The sequence below is a fragment of the Acidovorax sp. genome, from assembly GCF_027492855.1.
GTDB lineage: Bacteria > Pseudomonadota > Gammaproteobacteria > Burkholderiales > Burkholderiaceae_C > Acidovorax.
The window spans coordinates 206,007-223,283 of sequence record NZ_JAPUDY010000099.1 but is presented as its reverse complement, the minus strand read 5'-3'; the positions used below and the strand labels follow the sequence as shown (position 1 = coordinate 223,283).

General features: G+C 64.6%; 17 protein-coding genes. 4 read left to right on the top strand and 13 right to left on the bottom strand.

Translation table 11 applies throughout. The annotated features are described in order from the left end of the window. Position 1: 1 nt before the first annotated feature. From rfbA to Q0105_RS19355, 4 genes are all read right to left on the bottom strand, one after another. A complete protein-coding gene (rfbA, locus tag Q0105_RS19370; protein ID WP_298214133.1) occupies positions 2 to 886 on the bottom strand; it encodes a glucose-1-phosphate thymidylyltransferase RfbA in 885 nt (294 codons plus the stop codon). Between the two features lie 14 nt (positions 887 to 900). After that, complete coding sequence (gene rfbD / locus Q0105_RS19365; protein ID WP_298214131.1) at positions 901 to 1,791, bottom strand: dTDP-4-dehydrorhamnose reductase; 891 nt, start codon at positions 1,789 to 1,791, stop codon at positions 901 to 903. Continuing rightward, complete coding sequence (gene rfbB, locus Q0105_RS19360; RefSeq protein WP_298214129.1) at positions 1,788 to 2,876, bottom strand: dTDP-glucose 4,6-dehydratase; 1,089 nt, start codon at positions 2,874 to 2,876, stop codon at positions 1,788 to 1,790. The genes rfbD and rfbB overlap by 4 nt, the downstream gene beginning before the upstream one ends. A gap of 105 nt (positions 2,877 to 2,981) precedes the next feature. After that, the gene (locus tag Q0105_RS19355; protein ID WP_298214127.1) at positions 2,982 to 4,967 is read right to left on the bottom strand and encodes an SDR family oxidoreductase; all 1,986 of its coding nucleotides are present in this window, start codon (positions 4,965 to 4,967) and stop codon (positions 2,982 to 2,984) included. A 227-nt stretch (positions 4,968 to 5,194) separates the two neighbouring features. Here Q0105_RS19355 and Q0105_RS19350 point away from each other — a divergent pair, with 227 nt between their 5' ends. From Q0105_RS19350 to Q0105_RS19340, 3 genes are all read left to right on the top strand, one after another. Continuing rightward, positions 5,195 to 5,803, top strand: a complete 609-nt coding sequence (locus Q0105_RS19350) for a phasin family protein (RefSeq protein WP_298214125.1) — start codon at positions 5,195 to 5,197, stop codon at positions 5,801 to 5,803. Between the two features lie 220 nt (positions 5,804 to 6,023). Further along, positions 6,024 to 6,689, top strand: coding sequence for a TetR/AcrR family transcriptional regulator (locus tag Q0105_RS19345; protein ID WP_298214123.1), 666 nt, complete (start codon positions 6,024 to 6,026; stop codon positions 6,687 to 6,689). An 86-nt stretch (positions 6,690 to 6,775) separates the two neighbouring features. Beyond that, positions 6,776 to 7,552: a hypothetical protein gene (locus Q0105_RS19340; RefSeq protein ID WP_298214121.1), complete on the top strand. Its 777-nt coding sequence runs from the start codon at positions 6,776 to 6,778 to the stop codon at positions 7,550 to 7,552. Between the two features lie 133 nt (positions 7,553 to 7,685). Here the strand turns inward: Q0105_RS19340 and Q0105_RS19335 are convergent, their stop codons facing one another. Then, positions 7,686 to 8,453: a type III pantothenate kinase gene (locus Q0105_RS19335; protein WP_298214118.1), complete on the bottom strand. Its 768-nt coding sequence runs from the start codon at positions 8,451 to 8,453 to the stop codon at positions 7,686 to 7,688. 175 nt (positions 8,454 to 8,628) lie between these two features. Between Q0105_RS19335 and lysM the strand changes: the two genes are divergently transcribed. After that, positions 8,629 to 9,111, top strand: coding sequence for a peptidoglycan-binding protein LysM (lysM, locus tag Q0105_RS19330; protein WP_298214116.1), 483 nt, complete (start codon positions 8,629 to 8,631; stop codon positions 9,109 to 9,111). Positions 9,112 to 9,318: 207 nt separating this feature from the next. Here lysM and Q0105_RS19325 read toward each other — a convergent pair whose 3' ends face one another. The 8 genes from Q0105_RS19325 to fabA all read right to left on the bottom strand — a co-directional run bounded on the left by Q0105_RS19325 (position 9,319) and on the right by fabA (position 17,227). Further along, complete coding sequence (locus Q0105_RS19325) at positions 9,319 to 9,735, bottom strand: rhodanese-like domain-containing protein (protein WP_298214113.1); 417 nt, start codon at positions 9,733 to 9,735, stop codon at positions 9,319 to 9,321. A 13-nt stretch (positions 9,736 to 9,748) separates the two neighbouring features. Further along, a complete protein-coding gene (locus Q0105_RS19320; RefSeq protein WP_298214110.1) occupies positions 9,749 to 10,708 on the bottom strand; it encodes a SprT family zinc-dependent metalloprotease in 960 nt (319 codons plus the stop codon). A gap of 11 nt (positions 10,709 to 10,719) precedes the next feature. Further along, complete coding sequence (locus Q0105_RS19315) at positions 10,720 to 11,502, bottom strand: lysophospholipid acyltransferase family protein (RefSeq protein WP_298214108.1); 783 nt, start codon at positions 11,500 to 11,502, stop codon at positions 10,720 to 10,722. 65 nt (positions 11,503 to 11,567) lie between these two features. Continuing rightward, positions 11,568 to 12,191: a D-glycero-beta-D-manno-heptose 1,7-bisphosphate 7-phosphatase gene (gene gmhB / locus Q0105_RS19310; RefSeq protein ID WP_298214106.1), complete on the bottom strand. Its 624-nt coding sequence runs from the start codon at positions 12,189 to 12,191 to the stop codon at positions 11,568 to 11,570. A 46-nt stretch (positions 12,192 to 12,237) separates the two neighbouring features. Beyond that, the gene (gene glyS, locus Q0105_RS19305) at positions 12,238 to 14,379 is read right to left on the bottom strand and encodes a glycine--tRNA ligase subunit beta (RefSeq protein ID WP_298214104.1); all 2,142 of its coding nucleotides are present in this window, start codon (positions 14,377 to 14,379) and stop codon (positions 12,238 to 12,240) included. Positions 14,380 to 14,390: 11 nt separating this feature from the next. Continuing rightward, a complete protein-coding gene (gene glyQ / locus Q0105_RS19300) occupies positions 14,391 to 15,296 on the bottom strand; it encodes a glycine--tRNA ligase subunit alpha (protein ID WP_010462637.1) in 906 nt (301 codons plus the stop codon). Positions 15,297 to 15,482: 186 nt separating this feature from the next. After that, positions 15,483 to 16,709, bottom strand: coding sequence for a beta-ketoacyl-ACP synthase I (fabB, locus tag Q0105_RS19295; RefSeq protein WP_298214102.1), 1,227 nt, complete (start codon positions 16,707 to 16,709; stop codon positions 15,483 to 15,485). Beyond that, positions 16,706 to 17,227: a 3-hydroxyacyl-[acyl-carrier-protein] dehydratase FabA gene (fabA, locus tag Q0105_RS19290; protein ID WP_063459951.1), complete on the bottom strand. Its 522-nt coding sequence runs from the start codon at positions 17,225 to 17,227 to the stop codon at positions 16,706 to 16,708. Before fabA ends, fabB begins: the two co-directional genes overlap by 4 nt. Positions 17,228 to 17,277: the final 50 nt, after the last annotated feature.

Below are 17,277 nucleotides of genomic sequence, written 5' to 3'. Positions count from 1 at the left end.
ATCAATAGACCTTTTCTTTGAGCAGACGCAACAAATACTGCCCATAGCCGCTTTTGATGAGGGGCTGGGCAATGCGCTCCAGTTGCGCAGCATCGATCCACTGATGGCGCCAGGCAATCTCTTCGGGGCACGCAATCTTCAGGCCCTGGCGATGCTCCAGCGTGGCGATAAATTGCCCAGCCTCAAGCAGGCTTTCGTGGGTGCCGGTATCCAGCCAGGCATAGCCGCGCCCCATGATCTCCACGTTGAGCTGGCCTTGCTCCAGGTACAGGCGATTGAGATCGGTGATCTCATACTCACCCCGGGCCGAGGGCTTGAGCCCGCGTGCCAGCTCGACCACCTGGTTGTCATAGAAATACAACCCCGTCACGGCATAGCTGGACTTGGGTGACTGGGGCTTCTCCTCCAGCGAGAGCACTTTTCCGCGCGCATCAAATTCGGCTACGCCGTAGCGCTCTGGGTCTTGCACATGGTAGGCGAACACGCTGGCGCCCTCGGAGCGCACCATCGCGTGGCCCAGCAGTTCGTGAAAATCATGGCCGTAGAAGATGTTGTCGCCCAACACCAGCGCGCTGGGCGCGTCCCCCAGGAATTGCTCGCCGATGAGGAATGCCTGTGCCAAGCCATCGGGGCTGGGCTGGACTGCATATTCCAGCCGAATGCCCCACTGGCTGCCATCGCCCAGCAGTTGCTCAAAACGCGGGGTATCCTGCGGAGTGCTGATGACAAGGATGTCGCGGATACCCGCCAGCATCAAGGTGCTCAGCGGGTAGTAGATCATCGGTTTGTCGTACACCGGCAGCAGTTGTTTGCTGATGGCCAGGGTGGCCGGGTGCAGCCGGGTGCCGGAGCCCCCGGCAAGGATGATGCCTTTGCGTTGCGTCATGGTCTGGGTGCCGTTCAGAGAATTTCAGCCAGCATGCGCGCCACCCCAGCCTGCCAGTGCGGCATTTGAAGGCCAAAGGTGGTCTGCAGCTTCTGGGTGTTCAGACGCGAGTTGTGCGGGCGCACCGCTGGCGTGGGGAAAGCGCTTGTGGGGACGGGCGCCACCTCTTTTGCTTTTATTTCTATAGCAGGTTGCGCAATCCGGGCCTGCGCAAACACGTATTTTGCATACGCATTCCAGGTTGTTTCACCGGCCGCCACACAGTGGTACAGGCCGGCATCCTGCGGGCGCTGCTGCAGGTGGCGCAGCGCGTGGGCCGTCACGTCGGCCAGCAGGTCGGCGCCGGTCGGCGCGCCCCACTGGTCGTCGATCACGGTCAGGCGCTCGCGCTCCTGGGCCAAGCGCAGCATGGTCTTGGCAAAGTTGCCGCCGCGTGCGGCATAGACCCAGCTCGTGCGCAAGATCAGGTGCTTGGCGCCGGACTGTGCAATGAGCTGCTCGCCTTCGAGTTTGGTGCGGCCATACACGCTCAGCGGCGCGGGCGTGTCGGTCTCCACCCAGGGGCGGCTACCGCTGCCGTCGAACACGTAGTCGGTGCTGTAGTGCACCAGCCAGGCGCCCAGCCGCGCCGCCTCTTGCGCGATGGCGCCGGGGGTGGTGGCGTTCAGGGTGCGCGCGAAGTCGGCTTCGCTCTCGGCCTTATCCACGGCGGTGTGGGCTGCGGCATTGACGATGACGTCGGGGCGCAGGGTGCGCACGGTTTCGGCCACGCCAGCCGGGTTAGAGAAATCACCACAATGCTCGGTGCTGTCAAAGTCCAGCGCCGTCACGGAGCCAAGCACCGACAGGCTGCGCTGCAGCTCCCAGCCAACCTGGCCGCCCTTGCCGAAGAGCAAGATGTTCATGCGCTGGCGCTCGCAGTGGCTGCAGGCTCTTGCGCGTACTGGGTCTGCACCCAATCCCGGTAAGCACCCGTCTGCACGCTGGCCACCCAGTCGGCATGGTCCAGGTACCACTGCACGGTCTTGCGGATGCCGGTGTCGAAGGTTTCGGCAGGCTTCCAGCCCAGCTCGCGTTCGATCTTGCGAGCGTCGATCGCGTAGCGGCGGTCGTGGCCCGGCCGGTCTTTCACGTAGGTGATCTGGGTGCGGTAGCTCTGGCCGTCGGCGCGCGGGCGCAGTTCGTCGAGCAGGCTGCAGACCATGCTGACGATCTCGATGTTGGGCTTTTCGTTCCAGCCGCCCACGTTGTAGGTCTGGCCGGGGGCACCCGCCTCCAGCACGCGGCGGATGGCGCTGCAGTGGTCCTTCACGTAGAGCCAGTCGCGTACCTGCATGCCGTCGCCATATACAGGCAAATTCTTCCCGGCCAGTGCGTTGACGATCATCAGCGGGATCAACTTCTCGGGGAAGTGGTAAGGCCCGTAGTTGTTGCTGCAGTTGGTGGTGAGCACCGGCAGGCCATAGGTGTGGTGCCAGGCGCGCACCAGGTGGTCGCTGGCGGCCTTGCTGGCGCTGTAGGGGCTGTTGGGCTCAAAGCTGCGGGTCTCGACGAAGGCCGGGTCGGTGGGCGAAAGCGAGCCATACACCTCGTCGGTAGACACGTGCAGGAAGCGGAAGGCTTCGCGATCCCCATCGGGCAGCGCAGTCCAGTAGGCGCGCACAGCCTCCAACAGCCGAAAGGAGCCGACGATGTTGGTCTGGATGAAGTCCTCGGGCCCGTGGATAGAGCGGTCCACATGCGATTCGGCCGCGAAGTTGACCACCGCACGGGGTTGGTGCTCGGCCAGCAGACGGGCGATCAGAGCGGTGTCGCCAATATCGCCCTGCACAAAGGTGTGCCGTGCATCACCCTGGATGCCGTCCAGGTTGTGCAGATTGCCCGCGTAGGTGAGCTTGTCGAGGTTGATGACGGGCTCGCTGGACGCAGCAAGCCAGTCAAGAACAAAGTTGGCGCCGATGAAACCCGCGCCGCCAGTAACCAGAATCATAGGGTGGGCCGTTAGAAATGCCTTGCGGCAAAGCTTGCGATTATCCCACCCGCCCCGGTCACGGCGTCCTGGCCGTTTTCAACAGCCAGGCGCGCCCCTGTCTCATCAGAAGTGGATGCCGCGCATCATCTGCTGCAGCGCCACCGCCTCGGCCGACAACTGCGGCTTGCCACTCTTGTCCCCCTTGGCGGCGGTGGAATCCGGGAACATGCGAAAGCTGGTGTTCATCGTGATCTGCGCCACGCGCGGCACCAGCGCATGCAACAACTGGCCGGTGATGCCCAGGCGCGTGGCGATGCGCACGGGCTTGAAGATGCAGGCCTGCGCGATCATGTCGGCAGCCTCCTCGGGGCTCAATGTGGGCACGTTGTTGTAGATCTTGGTGGGCGCAATCATCGGCGTGCGCACCAGCGGCATGTTGATGGTGGTGAAGGTGATGCCCTGGTCGGCGAACTCGCTCGATGCACAGCGCGTCCAGGCGTCCAGCGCCGCTTTGCTGGCCACATAGGCCGAAAAGCGCGGCGCGTTGGTCAGCACGCCGATGGAGCTGATGTTGACCACATGGCCCTTGCGCTTTTCCACCATGCCGGGCAAAAAGCCCATGGTCACGCGCAGGCAGCCAAAGTAGTTGAGCTGCATGGTGCGCTCGTAGTCGTGGAAGCGGTCGTAGCTCGACTCGATGGCGCGACGGATGGAGCGGCCTGCGTTGTTGATGAGGAAATCCACGCCGCCATGGTTGTCGATGAGCAGTTGCACGAAGCGGTCGCAATCGGCCATGTCGGCAATGTCGGCCGAATACGCGATGAACGCATAGCCCTTGGCCTTGGCCTCAGCACAGGCCTCGTCCAGCTTGTCCTGGTCACGCCCGCAGATGATGGTGGTGGCACCCGCCTCTGCAAACTTGTGGGCGGCCGCCAGGCCGATGCCGGACGAGCCCCCGGTGATCAGCACCACCTTGCCCGTTACCGTGCCCTTGAGGCTGCGGTCGATGAACAACTCAGGGTCCAGGTTGCGTTCCCAATAATCCCACAGGCGCCAAGCGTAGTCCTTGAGGTTGGGGCAGGCCACACCCGAGCCCTTGAGCGCCGCCAGCGTCTCGCGGCAATCGAAGCGCGTGGGGTAGTTCACGAAGGTCAGCATGTCCTCGGGCAGGCCCAGGTCCTTCATGATGGCGTTGCGCACACGGCGCACCGGCGCCATGGCCATCAGGCTCTTCTTGATGCCCTTGGGGATGAAGCCCAGCAGCGCGGCGTTGACGAACAGGTTCATGCGCGGCGCATGGGCTGCGCGGCTGAAGATGTCCAGCACGTCGCCCACGCGGTAGCCCACCGGGTCCACCAGATGGAAGCACTTCTTGCTGATGTCCTTCTGGTGGCTGATCACGTTAAGCGCGTTCACCACGAAGTCCACCGGCACGATGTTCACGCGCCCGCCTTCCAGGCCCACCGTGGGCATCCAGGGCGGCAGCAGCTGGCGCAGGCGCTGGATGAGCTTGAAGAAATAGTAAGGACCGTCGATCTTGTCCATCTCGCCCGTCGTGCTGTCGCCCACCACCATGGCGGGGCGGTACACCGTCCAAGGCACCTTGCAGTCCTGGCGCACGATTTTTTCGCTTTCGTGCTTGGTCTGAAAGTAGGGGTGGTCCAGGCCCTCGGCCTCCTCGAACATGTCCTCGCGGAACACGCCTTCATACAGGCCTGCCGCCGCGATGGACGAAACGTGGTGGAAGTGCCCGGCGTCGACGGCTTTGGCCAGGTCCACCGTGTTGCGCGTGCCCTCGATGTTCACGGCCACCTGGGTCTCTTCGTCGGCCCCCAGGTCGTACACCGCCGCCAGGTGATAGAAGTGGTCGATCTGGCCCTTGAGCTTCTTGATGTCTTCTGCCGCCACACCGAGCTTTTTCGCAGTGAGATCGCCAAACACGGGAACGGCGCGCGTGGCACCCACGCCCCAATAGCTGCGCAGATCAGCCACCTTGTCCGCGCTCTCCTTGCGGATGAGGAAATGCACCACCGTGCCCTTGCGTTCGAGCAACTTCTTGACCAACCGCTTGCCAATGAACCCCGTCGCCCCTGTCACGAAATACTGCATGGAAAACTCCTGTGAGATATCTTCATTCTTGCCCAAGCCCTGCACGCACCGATTCAGCAGAAACCCGTGCAGATGCTAGGCGCCAGAACCCTGTGGCGGCTAGATGGCACGCTCTACATTTTTAGGAGCGCGTGCCTACACCTTACGCCCGGCGCGGCGTACAGTGCGGTCATGCGTCGAAGGCAATCTGCCCCGGCAAACCCAACCAACCGCACAACGGAGGCCCCATGGTCAAGAAACTGCAGAAACTCAGCGCCGACAAGAAGAAGAGCAACGCCCAACTGTCCAGCACCGTCAAGGACTCCGCCCAGCAAATCTGGCTGGCGGGCCTGGGCGCCTTCTCCAAGGCACAAGAAGAAGGCGGCCGCGTGTTTGAAGCCCTGGTCAAGGAAGGCCTGACCATCCAGCGCAAGACCCAGGCCGTGGCCGAAGAAAAGATCACCGAAGCCACCAGCCGCGTGACCACCATGGCCAGCGACATCGGCTCCAAGGCCCAGGGCCAGTGGGACAAGCTCGAAAACATCTTTGAAGACCGCGTGGCCAAGGCCCTGTCCAAGCTGGGTGTTCCATCGGCCCGCGACCTCGAAGCCCTGAGCGCCCGCGTGGACGCCCTGGCCAAGGGCGCCAAGGCAGCCCCCGCCAAAGCCGCTGCAGCCAAGCCCGCCGCCAAGGCTCCAGCGAAAAAGGCTGTTGCCAAGAAGGCCGCCCCTGCCAAGGCCGCGTCCAAGCCAGCCGCCAAGGCCTCTGCAAAGGCTCCTGCCAAGAAGGCAGCCGCCAAGAAGCCCGCAGCCCGTCCAGCGGCTGACACCAGCGCCAGCACTCCTTCGGCCGACTGATCACGCAAGGGGTAGCTCTCTGCCCTCATGACAAAAGCGGCCGACGCGCAGTTGCGCGTCGGCCGCTTTTCCTTTTTTTTGGTGAAACCCGCGCCCAGCGCCGTACACAGCGGCATGGGCATTCCGCCGCGATGCTGCAATGCAGCATCGCGGCGTGGGTTAGAGTAGCCATCAGAGACATCGAAACAACGACGCACAACGACGCGAAGGGCCTGCACACATGGTGAAGAAAGCGCCACGCCGCACTGCAGAACGCATTCTGGAAGTGACACTGGACCTGTTCAACCGGTTCGGCGAACCCAACGTCTCCACCACCCTGATTTCGGCCGAGCTGCGCATCAGCCCCGGCAATCTCTACTACCACTACCCCGCCAAAGACGAGCTGATCAACGCGCTGTTCGACCGCTACGAGCACTCGCTCACCGAACTGCTCGCCGCCGCCGATGGCGTGCGTAACGTGGAAGATGCGTGGTTCTTCATGCACACGCTGTTCGAGCTGATCTGGCAGTACCGTTTTCTGTACCGCGATCTCAACGATCTGCTGTCCAAGAACCGGCGCCTGGAGACGCACTTCCAGGCCATCCTCAAGAACAAGACCCGCGCAGTGCGCGCCATGCTTGACGGCATGGGCCGCGCGGAAACCCTGCACATCGACTCGCGCGAGCTGGAGGCCACCGCCACCAGCATGGTCGTGGTGCTGACCTACTGGCTCAGCTTCGAATACGTGCGCGACCCACGCCGCGCGCTGGAGCCCGAAAGCGCCCAGGCCGCCCTGATGCGCGGCGCCCACCATGTGCTGAATTTGCTCATGCCTTACCTCGAAAGCAGCCAGCGGGCCCACCTGCTGCAGTTGGTGGGGGCCTACGCAACCACCACACCAGGCTGACGACGCCCGCCCAACCCACTGCGCACCGCCAACGACCAGGCCACAACAACATCACTCGCTCACAAGACCTTTCGGAGACACACACCATGGCCAAATGGACCCCCTTCCCCCACGCAGGCGACTACCAATTCGATGCCGCGAGCGTCAAGAAGCAATGGGCGCGATTGCATGGCGGTGACGCCGAGCCCTGCCCCAAAGATGCTGCCGTGCTGCAAGCCTGGGCACTGTTTCACAACGGCGATTTTGAGAAAGCCACCGCAGCGGGCCTGGCGGCTGGCGGCGCGGGCATCACCGTGGCCAACAAGGCCACCTCCATCTACGCCAACTACCTGGAACCCAAGGAAAAGACGCGCCTGGACCTGTTCACCCAGGTGGCCGAGCGTGCCGAGGCCCAGGCGGCGACCGAGCCTGACAACGCCAACGCCTGGTACTGGCACGCCTACGCGCTGGGCCGCTACAGCCAGGGCATCAGCGTGGCGAAGGCCTTGGCCCAAGGGCTGGGTGGCAGAGTGAAAGAGTCGCTGGAGAAGGCGATCGCCCTGTCGCCCAAACACGCTGACGCGCGCATTGCGCTGGGCGCATTCCACGCCGAGGTGATCGACAAGGTGGGCTCACTGATCGGCGGCATGACCTACGGCGCCAAGAAGGACACGGGCCTCAAGCTGTTTCAGGAAGCGCTCAAGCTCAACCCCGGCTCGGCCATCGGCATGATCGAACATGCCAACGCCCTGGTCATGCTGGAGGGCGACAAGAAGATGAAGGAAGCCACCGCGCTGTATGAAAAAGCCGCCGCCGCCGAGCCCATGGATGCCATGGAGCGGCTGGATGTGGAGACGGCACGGGCTGAGCTAGAAGAGGAATAAATTCGGTTCATCCCCCTGAGGCGCTGCGGGGCGACCTTGCTTGGTGTCCCTGGTTTGGGCAGCGCCAGTTTTTGCGGATCGGTGGCCTTCGATAGCCGCGCCGCACTGACATAGCGGCAGCGCTCTCATACCCTCAGCCGCCAAAGCGCCGCGAGGCAATCTCCAGCAGGCCGTCAAAAATCAGGTTGTCCACCAGCTCGAAAGGCCGCGTCATGCTGGGCGCCATCTTCCAGCCTGCGCCGCCGGTCATGATGCAGGCGGGCTCCTGGCCGCAGTGCTGCAGCAGGTGCTGGAACATGCGCTCCACCGCGCCCGCGATAGCGTAGGTGCCGCCGCTGGTCAGCGCATCGCTGGTGTTGGTAGGAAACAGGCGCACTTCGCCCGTGGGCACATGCAGGCCGGCGGTGCCGGTCTCCAGCGCACGCAGCATGATGCCGTGGCCGGGCAGGATGAGCCCGCCCATGAAGCGGCCCTCGGCGTCGATGCATTCCACCGTAACCGCCGTGCCCACCATCACCACGATCAGCGGCCGCGCGGGGCCTTGGGCCAGCACATGGTGGCGCGCGCCGATCATGGCCACCCAGCGGTCCGAGCCCAGGCGCGAGGGATGGTCGTAGCCGTTGGCCAGCCCGGCCTCCTGCGCCGAAGACACCACCCACGAGGGCGCCACATCCCAAAGCTCCATCTGCTCCTGCACCCGGCGCTTGGCAGCGTCGCCCGCCACCACGCAGCCCAGCATGCGCTCGGGGTGGGGCAGCGACGCCCAACTGCCTTCGGCCAGTCGCTCGATGTGCTCCAGAAACTCGGCGCCATGCGCCAGCAGTGCGGCCCCAGGGCGGGGAGCGTCGTACAACGCCCATTTGAGACGGGTGTTACCGACGTCGATGGCCAGAAAAGTCATGCGCCGGATTATCCCGAGTTTTGTCTCCCGGCTCTGCACCCACGGCGACAACCTGCGTCAGGGCTTTCGCCCCGCAACAATGTGAAAAATCTTTTCGCGTATCTGTCTGACACGCCATGGCATCCCCTTGCCGCTACAGTGGCCGCTCCCGTTTTTGCAACATTAGGAGTACCACATGGGTCTTTTCAGTTTCATCAAGGAAGCCGGTGAAAAATTGTTTGGCGGCAAGGATGCGCATGCCGGCTCGGCAGCAGCCCCCACGCAAGACGAACTCAACGCCAAGGCGGGCAAGGCCATCGAGACCTACATCACCGCCCAGAACCTGGGCGCCACCAACGTGCAGGTGGCTTTTGAAGGCCCCGAAGGCAAGGTCACCGTGCGAGGCACCGCGCCCACGCAGGCCGCCAAAGAAAAAGTCACCCTGTGCTGCGGCAATGTGGCCAGCGTCACCAGCGTCGACAACCTGATGGACGTCACCAACCCCGAACCCGAAGCCCAGTACCACGACGTGGTGCGCGGCGACACGCTCAGCGCCATCGCCAAGAAGTTCTACGGCGACGCCAACAAGTACCCCGTGATCTTCGAGGCCAACAAGCCCATGCTGAGCCACCCCGACAAGATCTACCCCGGCCAGAAGCTGCGTATCCCTGCACTGTAGCCCCCTGAGTCGCCTTCGGCGCCGTCCCTCTCAGGGGGACGCACCCCGTGGCCCGGCAAAGCCGGTTCCACGGGTGCACTGGCGAAGGGCGGCTCCGCTCAAGCGTCCGGGTTGATGAGACGCATGAGAATGCGATCTTCCAACAAAAGAGCTGTTAGCGCTTACCCATAAAGCGCTAACAGCTCTTTTTTTAATAGCAATCTAAGTTCAACCCTGCTTCCACGGCAGGCCATGAAAGCGCCAGCCGGCCCGTTTGCCGCGCTGGCCCTGCGCATCGGCATCGCCTTCGAAGCCTTCGAGGATGTTGTAGGCGGTGATGCCCAGTTCGGTGGCGCGGCGCGCGGCGGCGATGGAGCGCACGCCGCTGCGGCACAGCAGCACGGCCCGCCCACCTTCGGGCACGGCGGCGCGCATCTGCGCATCAAAGTCCGCATTCATGGCCATGCCCGGCCACTGCTTCCAGGCCACGGGCGTGGCGCCCGGCACCTGGCCCACCCAGTCGCGCTCGGCGTCAGTGCGCACATCCACCAGCACGGCCTGGCCGGCCTGCACCCATTGCCAGGCCTGCTGGGGCGTGATGTCGCCAGCGTAGCCTTCGGCGGCGGAAATCGTTGGTTCGGTCATCGTCAAGGTCCTTTCAGTCCCACAAAGGGGCCGGTTCGTCGCGCAAGTGGTTACGCAACTGCGCATAGTCGGGCACCACCGTGGCCACGGTGTCCCAGAAGCGGGGGCTGTGGTCCATCACGCGCAGGTGGGCGAGTTCGTGGGCCACCACGTAGTCGATGATGGCCGGGCGGTAGTGCAGCAGGCGCCAGTTCAGGCGGATGGAGCCGTCGGCCTTGGCGCTGCCCCAGCGGGTCTGGGCGCTCGACAGGCGCAGGCTGGCCCAGCGCACGCCCAAGAGCGGTGCGAAATGGTCGAGCCGGGCCGTGAAGTGGCGGCGCGCATCGCGCATCAGCCAGGCCTGCACGGCGTCGCGGATCTGCGCGGGGCTGGCGCTGTGGGGCAGGCCAATGTGCAGGCTGGGCCCCTGCTCCTGTCCTGCCGCTGCCACCAGCGCCCCGCCCTTGCCCGCGAAGCCGTGGCTTGGGTCCAGCACCACCGTCAGGGGTTCGCCCAGGTAGGGCAACACGGCGCCGTCGGCCCAGACGATGCGGCCGCCCTCCATGCGCTGCTGGCGCTCGCGCGTCTCGCTGAGTTTGCGCAGGATCCAGTCAGATTTTTCGCGCAGCGCGGCATCCACCGCAGACAGCGTGACCCAGCTCGGCGCACGCACCGAAAGGCCGTCCGCACCCACAGTGAACCCGATGCTGCGGCGCCGCACGCGCTGCAGCGCGTAGGCCACCACGGCATCGCCCAGCAGCAATTCGCGGCTGGCCTGCGGGTGGCGGAATTCGGCGGGGGACAGCAGGGATGGCAGGGGCACAGCAGGCGCTGCAGGCCGCTCAATCACTATCTTTTTAGGAGCTTCTAGCGCTTTATCTTCCAGCGCTGGAGGCACTTTTTGCTTGAATTCTCCGCCCAGGGGGACGGGAGCTGTGGGCGGCGCGGCTGGCGCGTCGAACAGGTCCAGCGCCAGTTGCACAAGCCGCTGCATCACGAAGGCGCCTACTCGTCAGAGGCAGGCTCGGAAACAGCCTGGGTTGCGGCCCCGGCAGGGTAGGCCTCGGGGTCCAGGCGGCGCATTTCGGCTTCGATCCAGGCCTCCACCTCGCGCATCAGCTCGTCGGGCTGGCGGCCTGCGGTGGGAATGGGCTTGCCGATGGACACATCCACCACACCGGGGCGTTTGATGAAGGCCTTGCGCGGCCAGACCTTGGCGGACGTGACGGCGATGGGCACCACGGGCGCGCCGGTGTCGATGGCCAGGCGCGTGCCGCCGGTCTTGTAGTTGCCTTTTTGCCCGCGCTCGATGCGCGTGCCCTCGGGGAACATGATGATCCAGATGCCCTTGGCCAGCAGGTCCTTGCCCTGCTGCACCACCTTGTTGAAGGCCTGCGTGCGCTGGTTGCGGTCGATGTGGATCATGTCCAGCCGACCAATGGCCCAGCCGAAGAACGGCACGTGCAGCAGCTCCTTCTTGAACACGTAGGCCAGGGGGTGCGGCATGATCGCAGGCATCAAAAAGGTTTCGTACGTAGACTGGTGCTTGACCAACAGCACTGCCCCAGCGTTTTCGCCCTGCGGCAGGTTCTCCATGCCCATCACGTTGGCGCGGATGCCCAGGATCACGCGCGCCCCGCTGATACACAGCGACAGCCACGCCCGCGCAATGCGGTACAGCGGCAGGCCCCGCACCCCCAGCAGCGTGCCGAGCATGATGGTCAGCGCGTAAGGCACCACGGTGATGCACATCCAGAGAAGGTGAAGAACAGAGCGGAGAAAAGCCATCTTTGTAGTCTTTTTGGCCACTAGCGCTTATTAATCAAGCGCTGGCAGCTATTAAATATATAGCATTAAATCTGAACGATTCCGCCAGGCCCCTGCCCCGCCAGCGGCAAGGGCGCCACGGGCGCTGCTGCGGCCACCTGCACCACGGGCAGCAACTGGTTCACGAAATCGTCCAGGCTGGCGTGCACCAGCGTGCTTGGCGGCAGCCCGGCAGGCAGGGGCCCGCCCGGCACCACCAGGGCCGAGCGCCCCGTGCACACCAGGTGCACCTGGGCGCCCAACGCGGCACCGGCTTGCAGATGGGCTTCGCAACTGCCCACCACGTGCATGTCGTTCCACTCCACGCCGTAGCGGTCGCCAATCTGCTCCAGCAGGCCGGGCGCGGGCTTGCGGCAGGCACAGCCCTCGTCGGCCGCGTGGGGGCAATAGAACACGGCGTCGATGCGCCCGCCCACGGCGGCCACCTGGCGGTGCATCTTGGTGTGGATGGCGTTGAGCGCCACCACGTCGAACAAGCCCCGGCCCAGCCCCGGCTGGTTGGTGGCCACCACCACATGCCAGCCCGCATGGTTGAGCCGCGCAACGGCTTCGAGCGCACCGGGCAGGGCCGTCCACTCGTCGGCCGAGGTGACGTAGTCATCCCCCAGCGGATTGAGGGTGCCGTCGCGGTCCAGGATGACGAGTTTCATAGGGTGGTTTTGCCTTGGGAGAACCGCCAGCCTATCAGCACCAGGGTCAGACCGCCAGACGCGACAGATCGGCCACGCGGTTCATGGCCTCGTGCAGGCTTTTCAGCAGGCCCTGGCGATTGAGGCGCAGGTCCATCTGCTCGGCATTGACCATCACGTCGTCAAAAAACGCATCCACCGGCGCGCGCAACACGGCCAGGGTCTGCAGGCTGGCGGTGTAGTCGCCCGCGTCGAACTGCGCATTGGCCTCGGGCACAAAGCGCTGCAGCGCGGCGTAGAGGTCTTGCTCGGCCTTTTCTTGCAGCAGATCGGGGTTGACGTGGGCATCTACCGGGCCTTCGGCTTCGGCCTTCTTGAGGATATTGCCTACGCGCTTGTTGGCTGCGGCCAGGGCCGGGCTTTCGGGCAGCGCGGCAAAGGCGCGCACTGCCGCGAGTTGTTTTTCGACCAGGGCCAGGCGCTGCGGGCGCAGGGCCAAAACGGCGTCCACCTCTTGCGCGCTGTAGCCCTGCTCGCGCAGGCTGCCTGCGAGGCGGTCATAGATGAAGTCGGCAAGCTGCGCCGAGGCGTCGGTGATCTTGTCGCCAAACGCGGGCACTGCACCGGCCAGCAACGCGCTCAAGTCCAGCGGCAGGTCTTTTTCGACCAGCATGCGGATCACGCCCAGCGCATGGCGGCGCAGTGCAAACGGGTCGCGGTCGCCTGTGGGCAGGTTGCCAATGCCGAACATGCCCACCAGGGTTTCGAGTTTGTCGGCCAGCGCCACCACCACACCGGCGGTGTTGCGCGGCAGGGCATCGCCCGCAAAGCGCGGCTTGTAGTGGTCTTCAATCGCGTGCGCCACCGTCTCGCCCAGGCCGTCATTGAGCGCGTAATAGCCGCCCATGATGCCCTGCAGCTCAGGAAACTCGCCCACCATGTCGGTCACGAGGTCGGTCTTGGCCAGTTGTGCGGCCAGGTCGGCGTCGGCCACCAATTGGGCATCGCCCAGCTGCGTTGCAATGGCCTTGGCAATGGCGCGCACGCGCTCCACGCGCTCGCCCTGCGTGCCCAGCTTGTTGTGATAAACCACTTTGCCGAGGCCTTCGACGCGCGAGGCCAGGGTCTTCTTGCGGTCCTGGTCGAAGAAGAATTTCGCATCGGCCAGGCGCGGGCGCACCACGCGCTCGTTGCCGCCGGTCACAAAGCTGGTGTCTTCGGGGCTGATGTTGCTCACCACCAAGAACTTGTTGGTCAGCTTGCCTGCGGCGTCGAGCAGCGGAAAGTACTTCTGGTTGGCCTTCATCGTGAGGATGAGGCATTCCTGCGGTACGTCGAGAAACTCCGTCTCGAATGAGCAGGTGACCACATTGGGCCGCTCGACCAGGGCGGTCACTTCGTCGAGCAGGGCCTCGTCTTCGATGGGGCGGGCGCCATTGCCCACCTTTGCGGCGGCAGCGGCGAGCTGGCGGGCGATCTCGGCCTTGCGCTCGGCAAAGGATGCAATCACGGCGCCGTCTTTTTTCAGCGTGGCGGCGTAGCTGTCGGCATCGGCCAGCACCACGGGCGACACGGCGGCTTCAAAGCGGTGGCCTTGCGTGCTGTTGCCCGCCGTGAGGCCCAGCGCCTTCACCGGCACCACCGTGCTGCCATGCAGCGCCACCAGGCCGTGTGCAGGGCGCACGAAGTTCACGCTGGTCCAGCCGGGCAGCTCGCAGTCGGTCTCCAACTGGTAGCTCATCACCTTGGGGATGGGCAGTTTGGCGATGGACTCGAGCAGCGCTTTCTGCAGGCCGTCCTGCAGCGTGGCGCCGGGCACCACGCTGTCGTAGAACAGGGCTTCGGCCTTGCCATCCTGCGCGCGCTTCAAGGCCGCCACGGCGGCGGCGGGGTTGGACACATCGGCGCCCAGCGCCTGCAGCTTTTTCAGCAGCGCGGGCGTGGCCTGTCCTTCGGCGTTCAGGCCCACGGCCACGGGCATGAGCTTTTGCTGCACGGCCTTGTCTGCCGCCTTGTCGGCCACGGCCGTCACATGCGCGGCCAGGCGGCGGGGCGAGGCGAAAGGCGTGACCACGGACGCGGCGGATGCGAGGCCCAGGGCCTTGAGCTGGTCGCCCAGCACGTTGGCGAAGGCATCGCCCAGCTTCTGGAGCGCCTTGGGGGGCAGCTCTTCCACAAACAGTTCTACGAGGAGGTTTTGGGTCGTCATCGTCATTTCTCTCACGCAGCCTTCTTCGTCATCTGTTCCACCCACTCACGCGGCGCCATGGGGAAACCCAGGCGCTCGCGGCTCTCGTAGTAGCTTTGTGCCACGGCACGGGCCAGGTTGCGGATGCGGCCGATGTAGGCGGCGCGTTCGGTCACGCTGATGGCGCCGCGGGCATCCAGCAGGTTGAAGCTGTGCGCGGCCTTGAGCACCTGCTCGTAGGCGGGCAGCGCGAGCTGCTGCTCCATCAGGTACTTGGCCTGCTTTTCGTGCGCGTTGAAGGCGGTGAACAAGAAGTCGGCGTCGCTGTGCTCGAAGTTGTAGGTGGACTGCTCCACCTCGTTTTGTTTGTACACGTCGCCGTAGCTCAGGGTGTCGGTCCACTTCAGGTTGTAGACGTTGTCCACGCCCTGCAGGTACATGGCCAAGCGCTCCAGGCCGTAGGTGATCTCGCCCGTGGCGGGCTTGCAGTCGATGCCACCCACCTGCTGGAAGTAGGTGAACTGCGTCACTTCCATACCGTTGAGCCAGACCTCCCAGCCCAGACCCCAGGCGCCCAGCGTGGGGTTCTCCCAGTCGTCTTCCACAAAGCGGATGTCGTTTTTCTTGAGATCGAAGCCCAGGGCTTCGAGGCTGCCCAGGTACAGCTCCAGAATGTTGGCCGGTGCGGGCTTCAAGACCACCTGGTATTGGTAGTAGTGCTGCAGGCGGTTGGGGTTCTCGCCGTAACGGCCGTCCTTGGGGCGGCGGCTGGGCTGCACGTAGGCGGCCTTCCAGGGCTCGGGGCCGATGGCGCGCAGGAAGGTGGCGGTGTGCGAGGTGCCCGCGCCCACTTCCATGTCATAGGGTTGCAAAAGGGCGCAGCCCTGGGCATCCCAGTAGGACTGCAGCTTGAGAATGATTTGCTGGAAGGTCAACATGCGTGTGTCTGGCATGGCAGCAAGGCCATGCGCGGTAGGTAATGGGTGCGCCCAATGCTGCGCGCGAACCCTTCATTTTACGAGCCGCGCCCGTCTTCGATATCTATCAACAAAAAGAGCTGCTAGCGCTTATCCATAAAGCGCAAGCAGCTCCCGTTTTGATAGCAACCAGAATTGCTCAGGTTGTCATGGCTCCCAGCGGCGCAGCACCAGGCTGGCGTTGGTGCCGCCAAAGCCGAAGCTGTTGGAGAGCACGGTGGTGAGCTGTGCGTCGCGCGTTTGTGTCACCAGCGGCATGGTGCCCAGCGCGGGGTCGGGCGTTTCGACGTTGGCCGAGCCCGCGATAAAGCCCTTGTTGAGCATGATCATGCAGTAGATGGTCTCTTGCACGCCCGTGGCGCCCAGCGAGTGGCCGGTGAGCGACTTGGTGGACGAAAACGGGGGCACCTTGTCGCCAAACAGCGCCTGCATGGCGCGCACTTCCTGCATGTCGCCCACGGGCGTGGAGGTACCGTGGGTGTTGATGTAGTCGATGGGGGCGTCGAGCCCTTCCATGGCCTGCTGCATGCAGGCAATGGCGCCGTCGCCCGAGGGGGCCACCATGTCTTCGCCGTCGCTGGTGGCGCCAAAGCCGATCACTTCGGCCAGGATGGTGGCGCCGCGTGCCTGGGCGTGCTCCAGGCTCTCCAGCACCACGGCGCCGCCGCCGCCCGCGATCACGAAACCGTCGCGGTTGGCGTCGTAGGCGCGCGAGGCTTTCTCGGGCGTGGCGTTGTACTTGCTGGACATGGCGCCCATGCCGTCGAACAGCAGCGACATGCCCCAGGAGAGCTCTTCGCCGCCGCCCGCAAACATCACGTCCTGCATGCCCCAGGCGATCTGCTGCGCCGCAGCGCCGATGCAGTGGGCCGAGGTGGAGCAGGCCGAGGTGATGGAGTAGTTGATGCCCTTGACCTTGAAGTTGGTCGCCAGGCAGGCGGACACGGTGGAGCTCATGCAGCGCGTGACCTGGTACGGCCCCACGCGGCGGATGCCTTTTTCGCGCAGCGTGTCGGCCGCTTCGATCTGGTTGGCGGGCGAGCCGCCGCCCGAGCCCATGATGAGGCCGGTGCGTGGGTGGCTGACCTGTTCGGGCGTGAGGCCCGCCTGCTTGATGGCGTCTTCGAGCGCAATCTGGGCATAGGCTGCCGCGTCGCCCATGAAGCGCAGTTGCTTGCGGTCGATGCGCGCTTCGATATCGATATCAGGGGCGCCGCCTACCTGGCTGCGCAGGCCCAGCTCGGTGAATTTCTCGATGGCCTTGATGCCGCTCTTGCCCGCACGCAGCGAGGCTTCGACGGTGGCCAGGTCGTTGCCGATGCACGAGACGATGCCCGCGCCCGTGATGACTACACGCTTTTTGCTGCTGGTCATGCTGCGTCCTTGTCGTCACCCTCGCGCTTGAACAAGCCCACGCGCAGGTCATTGGCCACGTAGATTTCCTTGCCATCGGCCAGCAGGCGGGCATCGCCAATGGCCATGACCAGCTTGCGCTTGATCACACGCTTGATGTCGATCTCATACGTGACGCGTTTCACGTCCGGGCCGACTTCGCCGGTGAATTTGACCTCGCCCGCACCCAAGGCGCGGCCACGGCCGGGCAGTTGCAGCCAGGTGAGGTAGAAACCAATGAGCTGCCACATGGCGTCCAGGCCCAGGCAACCCGGCATGACGGGGTCGCCCTGGAAGTGGCAGGCAAAAAACCACAGATCGGGCTTGACGTCGAGTTCGGCGACGATCTTTCCCAAACCATGCGCGCCGCCATCGCTGTCGATGTGCGTGATGCGGTCAAACATCAGCATGGGTGGCAGCGGCAGACGCCCGCTGTCAGCGCCGAACAGCCGGCCCTCGCCCGAGGCGATCAGTTGTTCGTAGGAAAAGGAATCTGCCATTTTCAGTCGTGCTCCAGAACGGCGGGTGCCCCGCCTCAAATCATCGTGTA

Bases quoted from the DNA above. Each gene is read 5' to 3' on its own strand.
- rfbD (WP_298214131.1), bottom strand. From the start codon at position 1,791: ATGAACATCTTGCTCTTCGGCAAGGGCGGCCAGGTTGGCTGGGAGCTG.
- fabB (WP_298214102.1), bottom strand. From the start codon at position 16,709: ATGACCAGCAGCAAAAAGCGTGTAGTCATCACGGGCGCGGGCATCGTC.
- glyS (WP_298214104.1), bottom strand. From the start codon at position 14,379: ATGACGACCCAAAACCTCCTCGTAGAACTGTTTGTGGAAGAGCTGCCC.
- Q0105_RS19350 (WP_298214125.1), top strand. From the start codon at position 5,195: ATGGTCAAGAAACTGCAGAAACTCAGCGCCGACAAGAAGAAGAGCAAC.
- lysM (WP_298214116.1), top strand. From the start codon at position 8,629: ATGGGTCTTTTCAGTTTCATCAAGGAAGCCGGTGAAAAATTGTTTGGC.
- Q0105_RS19355 (WP_298214127.1), bottom strand. From the start codon at position 4,967: ATGCAGTATTTCGTGACAGGGGCGACGGGGTTCATTGGCAAGCGGTTG.
- Q0105_RS19315 (WP_298214108.1), bottom strand. From the start codon at position 11,502: ATGGCTTTTCTCCGCTCTGTTCTTCACCTTCTCTGGATGTGCATCACC.
- rfbB (WP_298214129.1), bottom strand. From the start codon at position 2,876: ATGATTCTGGTTACTGGCGGCGCGGGTTTCATCGGCGCCAACTTTGTT.
- glyQ (WP_010462637.1), bottom strand. From the start codon at position 15,296: ATGTTGACCTTCCAGCAAATCATTCTCAAGCTGCAGTCCTACTGGGAT.
- Q0105_RS19335 (WP_298214118.1), bottom strand. From the start codon at position 8,453: ATGACTTTTCTGGCCATCGACGTCGGTAACACCCGTCTCAAATGGGCG.
- Q0105_RS19345 (WP_298214123.1), top strand. From the start codon at position 6,024: ATGGTGAAGAAAGCGCCACGCCGCACTGCAGAACGCATTCTGGAAGTG.
- fabA (WP_063459951.1), bottom strand. From the start codon at position 17,227: ATGGCAGATTCCTTTTCCTACGAACAACTGATCGCCTCGGGCGAGGGC.
- Q0105_RS19320 (WP_298214110.1), bottom strand. From the start codon at position 10,708: ATGCAGCGGCTTGTGCAACTGGCGCTGGACCTGTTCGACGCGCCAGCC.
- gmhB (WP_298214106.1), bottom strand. From the start codon at position 12,191: ATGAAACTCGTCATCCTGGACCGCGACGGCACCCTCAATCCGCTGGGG.
- Q0105_RS19325 (WP_298214113.1), bottom strand. From the start codon at position 9,735: ATGACCGAACCAACGATTTCCGCCGCCGAAGGCTACGCTGGCGACATC.
- Q0105_RS19340 (WP_298214121.1), top strand. From the start codon at position 6,776: ATGGCCAAATGGACCCCCTTCCCCCACGCAGGCGACTACCAATTCGAT.
- rfbA (WP_298214133.1), bottom strand. From the start codon at position 886: ATGACGCAACGCAAAGGCATCATCCTTGCCGGGGGCTCCGGCACCCGG.